Source organism: Pseudomonas brassicacearum (assembly GCF_918698105.1).
Taxonomy (GTDB): Bacteria; Pseudomonadota; Gammaproteobacteria; order Pseudomonadales; family Pseudomonadaceae; genus Aquipseudomonas; species Aquipseudomonas brassicacearum_F.
This window is the reverse complement of sequence record NZ_CAKKMI010000149.1, coordinates 1-4429: the sequence shown is the minus strand read 5'-3', so window position 1 is coordinate 4429 and position 4429 is coordinate 1. Positions and strand designations below refer to the sequence as shown.

Here is a 4429-nt window from a genome sequence, read left to right as displayed (position 1 = left end):
CCTTCAATATCGACTGTCAGCCCGCCATCGCGAGCAAGCTCGCTCCCACAGGGGTCTTCGAGTTCCCGAGCACATGCTCCGCAGGAGAATTCATGACACAAGCAGACTTCATCATCATCGGCGGCGGCATTGCCGGTGCATCCACCGGTTACTGGCTCGCCCCCCACGGCCGTGTGATTGTGCTCGAACGCGAATCCCATCCGGCCTATCACTCCACCGGACGTTCGGCAGCGCTGTACACCGCCGCCTACGGCACCCCTCAAGTGCGGGCGCTGACACAGGCCAGCCGGGATTTTTTCGACGCCCCGCCGGTCGGTTTCTGCGAACACCCCTTGCTGACCCCACGGGGTGAAATGACCGTGGACTTCACTGGTGATCCGGCCGAGTTGAACAACCAGTACCTCAGCGCCAAGGCCACGGTGCCGCAGATGCAACTGCTCAATGCCGACGAAGCCTGTGTGCGGCTGCCGATCCTGCGACGGGAGAAAGTCCACGGAGCGATCTACGACCCCACGGCCTGCGACATCGACACCGATGCATTGCACCAAGGCTACCTGCGCGGTATTCGTCGCAATGGCGGTGAAGTGCACACCGACAGCGAAGTGCAGCAAGTGAGCCGCGATGTTCAGGGGCTGTGGCAGGTGAAAACCGCCAACCAGACGTTCACGTCACCGGTGCTGATCAATGCAGCCGGCGCCTGGGCCGATCACATTGCCGAAATGGCCGGCGCCCGCAAGCTGGGGTTGCAGCCCAAGCGGCGTGCAGCGTTCATTTTTGCCGGGCCCGAGGGCGTGGATATCCATGACTGGCCGATGCTGGTGAGCCTGGACGAATCCTTCTACATGAAACCCGACGCCGGCATGTTCCTCGGCTCGCCGGCCAACGCCGATCCGGTGGAACCTCACGACGTGCAGCCGGAAGAGCTGGACATTGCCATGGGCATCTACCAGATCGAAGAAGCCACCACCCTGACCATCCGCCGCCCGACCCGCACCTGGGCCGGCTTGCGCAGTTTCGTGCCCGACGGTGATCTGCTGTCCGGTTTCGATCCACAGGTGCCCGGGCTGTTCTGGGTCGCGGCCCAGGGTGGCTACGGCATCCAGACCTCGCCAGCCATGGGCCAGGCCAGCGCGGCGCTGGTGCGTGGCCAGCCGCTGCCCGAGGCCCTGTCCCGTTTCGGCCTGAACAGCGCCATGCTGTCACCCAAGCGCCTGGGCTGAGCCACCTTGAGGTGACGCATCGCCGCGATTGCGGCACACTCCCCCGCGCCCCTGTTCCACGGGGCGCTGACGCTGCCTGGAGCCCTGTCATGACTGCCTCGCCACCCGATCCGGCGCTGGAAAACTTCCGTACCATCGCCGACGCCATCGCCACGCTGTTCTACCCCCACGCCGAAGTGGTGCTGCACGACCTGCGCACCCAGAAAGTCGATTACATCGCCAATAACCTGTCCAAGCGTGAAATTGGCGATGACTCGTCCCTGGAAGACATGCTCAGCGAGGACGTCAGCGAACGTAATATCGGGCCCTACGAAAAGCTGAACTGGGACGGACAGAAGATTCGCAGCCTCAGCAGCGTACTGCGCGACGCCGACGGGCATCCGCTGGCGGTGCTGTGCATCAACCTGAATATTTCGCTGTTCGAGAATGCCAAGGCCGCGCTGGATCTGTTCCTGTCGCCGAGCAAGTTGATCCCCCAGCCGGACTCACTGTTTCGCGATGACTGGCAGGAGCGGATCAACACCTTCCTGCATGCCTGGATGCGCGAGCGTCAATTGAGCCTGAACCTGCTGACCCGCGACCACAAACGCGAACTGGTGCTGGCGCTGCATGCCGAAGGCGCATTCAAGGGCAAGAGCGCGTCCAACTATGTGGCCAATGTGCTGAATATGGGGCGGGCGACGGTGTACAAGCATTTGAAGGAGTTGAAGGGCTGAGGTTTTGGGTTGCCTGACCTGACGCCTTCGCGAGCAGGCTCGCTCCCACATTTGATCGCATTGCACACAGATATTGTGCACGACGCAAATCCCTGTGGGAGCGAGCTTGCTCGCGATGGCGGTCAATCAGTCGCCGTAGATATCCGACTTGAAATACTTGCCCTGGATCTTCTGATACTCCCCATTGGCCCGAATCCCATCGATGGCCTTGTTCAAGTCCGCCACCAGTTGGGAATTGCCCTTGCGCACCGCGATACCGGCACCCTCGCCCACGTATTTCGGATCCTTGAGCTCGGGGCCGACAAAGGCATAGCCCTTGCCACGAGGCATCGACAGGAAGTCTTCCAGCGGGATAGTGTCGGCAAAAATCGCGTCGAGGCGGCCAGACGCCAAATCCATGTAGATTTCTTCGTTGTTGCTGTAGCGCTTGACGATCACACCCTTGGGCTCGAGGACTTCAGTGGCGTAGCGGTCAGTGGTGGTGGCCCGCTGCACACCGACGGTCTTGCCCTTGAGGCTAGCGTACTGGTCATCGACCGCCGCCCCTTCCTTCATGACCAGGCGCGACGAGGTGAAGTAATACTTGTGGGTGAAATCCACCGATTTCTTGCGCTCTTCGGTAATGGTCATGGACGACAGCGCCAGGTCGATCTTCTTCACCTTGAGCGACGGAATCAGCCCGTCGAACTCACCTTCGACCCACTCGCACTTGACCTGCATCTGCGCGCACAGGGCATTGCCAATGTCGTAGTCAAACCCCTCGATCTTGCCTTCCGAAGTTTTGGAGGCAAACGGCGGGTACGCCGCCTCGATGCCGATGCGCAAGGTTTTTTCGGCAGCAAACAGGCTGCTGGAGGCCAACAGGCTCAAGGCCAGGCCGGTGATGAGGGGGAGTTTCTTCATGATCGATCTCTCGCGGGTTGTTGTTGGTTTGGCAGAGAAAGGTGGGCACGACTGATCTGTACTTATAAATCCATACTGGACTTTAATGTACATATCGTCAATCGGCAGGCAGGGGAATGTGATGGGAGGTTGATGGCCTCATCGCGAGCAAGCTCGCTCCCACAAGGGACCTTGTGTACAACGAAGATCCACTGTGGGAGCGAGCTTGCTCGCGATTGCGACTTATGGCTTGCGAAAAAACAACAGGTTGCTTACTGCTTCCAGCGATCCGCCGCCGCATGATCACTGTCCCGCCCTTCAACCCAGCGCGGGCCATCGACAGTGTTTTCCTTTTTCCAGAACGGCGCGCGGGTCTTGAGGTAGTCCATGACAAAGGCGCAGGCGTCGAATGCCGCCTGGCGATGGGCACTGGCGGCACCAACGAAAACGATCGGCTCGCCCGGCTCCAGGGCGCCGACACGGTGCAGCACCTCCAGCTTGAGCAACGGCCAGCGCTGCTCGGCCTCGCTGGCGATCTTGCCCAGGGCCTTTTCGGTCATGCCCGGATAATGCTCCAGGAACATCCCGGACACATCCAGGCCATCATTGAAGTCACGCACGTAGCCGACAAAACTCACCACCGCCCCCACGCCCACATTGGCCGCGTGCATCGCGTTGACTTCGCCCCCTGCGTCGAACGGTTCGACCTGCACACGAATCGCCATGGTTCAGCCTCCGGTCACGGTGGGGAAAAACGCCACTTCATCGCCGTCTGCCAGCGGCTCGTCGAGCTGGCACAGGTCTTCATTGCGCGCGCACATCAGGTTCTGTTCGTTCAGCACCTCGGCACCGTCACGCTGGGCGAGCAACACGCGCACGTCGTCGACGGTGGCAAAATCACCTTCCACCTTCACCGAATCCACACCCAGCGCTTCACGGTAACGGGCAAAGAACTTCACGGTGATGTTCATGACGCATCCGCCTGGAAATGGCCGCTCTTGCCGCCGAGTTTTTCCAACACCCGCACGCCTTCGATGGTCATGCCACGGTCGACGGCCTTGCACATGTCGTAGATGGTCAACGCGGCGACGCTGGCGGCGGTGAGCGCCTCCATTTCCACGCCGGTCTGCCCCGACAGTTTGCAACGGGCGACGATGCGCACCCGGTCCTCGCCTTCGGCATTGAGCTCGACCTTGACGCTGGTGAGCAGCAGCGGGTGGCAGAGCGGAATCAGGTCGCTGGTTTTCTTGGCGGCCTGGATGCCGGCAATGCGCGCGACGGCGAACACATCGCCCTTGGGGTGACCGCCGCTGACGATCATCTGCAGCGTGTCGGGCAGCATGCGCACAAAGGCCTCGGCCGTGGCTTCACGGAACGTCACGGCCTTGTCGGTCACGTCGACCATATTGGCGCGACCTTGGGAATCGAGATGAGTCAGCACAGGGTTACTCCTGATCGGGAGTGCCGATTGTAAACCCGTGGGTCAAATTCCGGCAGGGTTGATTGTCGCACCTGCAATTTGCAAAACACCGGAGATCCCTTGTGGGAGCGAGCTTGCTCGCGATGAGGGTGTGTCAGACACCTATTTTTATCTGACACACCGTCATCGCG

The 4429-nt window shown here is 60.9% G+C and carries 6 protein-coding genes; 2 read left to right on the top strand and 4 right to left on the bottom strand.

From position 1 onward, the window contains the following. The first annotated feature begins 92 nt into the window (after nt 1-92). A complete protein-coding gene (locus LQ215_RS29255) occupies nt 93-1220 on the top strand; it encodes an NAD(P)/FAD-dependent oxidoreductase (RefSeq protein ID WP_230153713.1) in 1128 nt (375 codons plus the stop codon). Nucleotides 1221-1309: 89 nt separating this feature from the next. After that, on the top strand, nt 1310-1936 hold the full coding sequence (locus LQ215_RS29250) for a helix-turn-helix transcriptional regulator (RefSeq protein ID WP_003205307.1): 627 nt from the start codon (nt 1310-1312) through the stop codon (nt 1934-1936). Between the two features lie 126 nt (nt 1937-2062). On the opposite strand, the gene LQ215_RS29245 is transcribed toward LQ215_RS29250, so the two are convergent. The 4 genes from LQ215_RS29245 to moaC all read right to left on the bottom strand — a co-directional run bounded on the left by LQ215_RS29245 (nt 2063) and on the right by moaC (nt 4259). Continuing rightward, entirely contained in the window at nt 2063-2839 is a 777-nt protein-coding gene (locus LQ215_RS29245) for an ABC transporter substrate-binding protein (RefSeq protein WP_230153712.1), read from the bottom strand. 251 nt (nt 2840-3090) lie between these two features. After that, nucleotides 3091-3543 (bottom strand): molybdopterin synthase catalytic subunit MoaE, encoded by a 453-nt coding sequence (gene moaE / locus LQ215_RS29240; protein WP_230153711.1) that lies wholly within the window; start codon nt 3541-3543, stop codon nt 3091-3093. A gap of 3 nt (nt 3544-3546) precedes the next feature. After that, nucleotides 3547-3789 (bottom strand): MoaD family protein, encoded by a 243-nt coding sequence (locus tag LQ215_RS29235; protein WP_230153710.1) that lies wholly within the window; start codon nt 3787-3789, stop codon nt 3547-3549. After that, nucleotides 3786-4259, bottom strand: a complete 474-nt coding sequence (moaC, locus tag LQ215_RS29230; RefSeq protein WP_003205311.1) for a cyclic pyranopterin monophosphate synthase MoaC — start codon at nt 4257-4259, stop codon at nt 3786-3788. Before moaC ends, LQ215_RS29235 begins: the two co-directional genes overlap by 4 nt. Nucleotides 4260-4429: the final 170 nt, after the last annotated feature.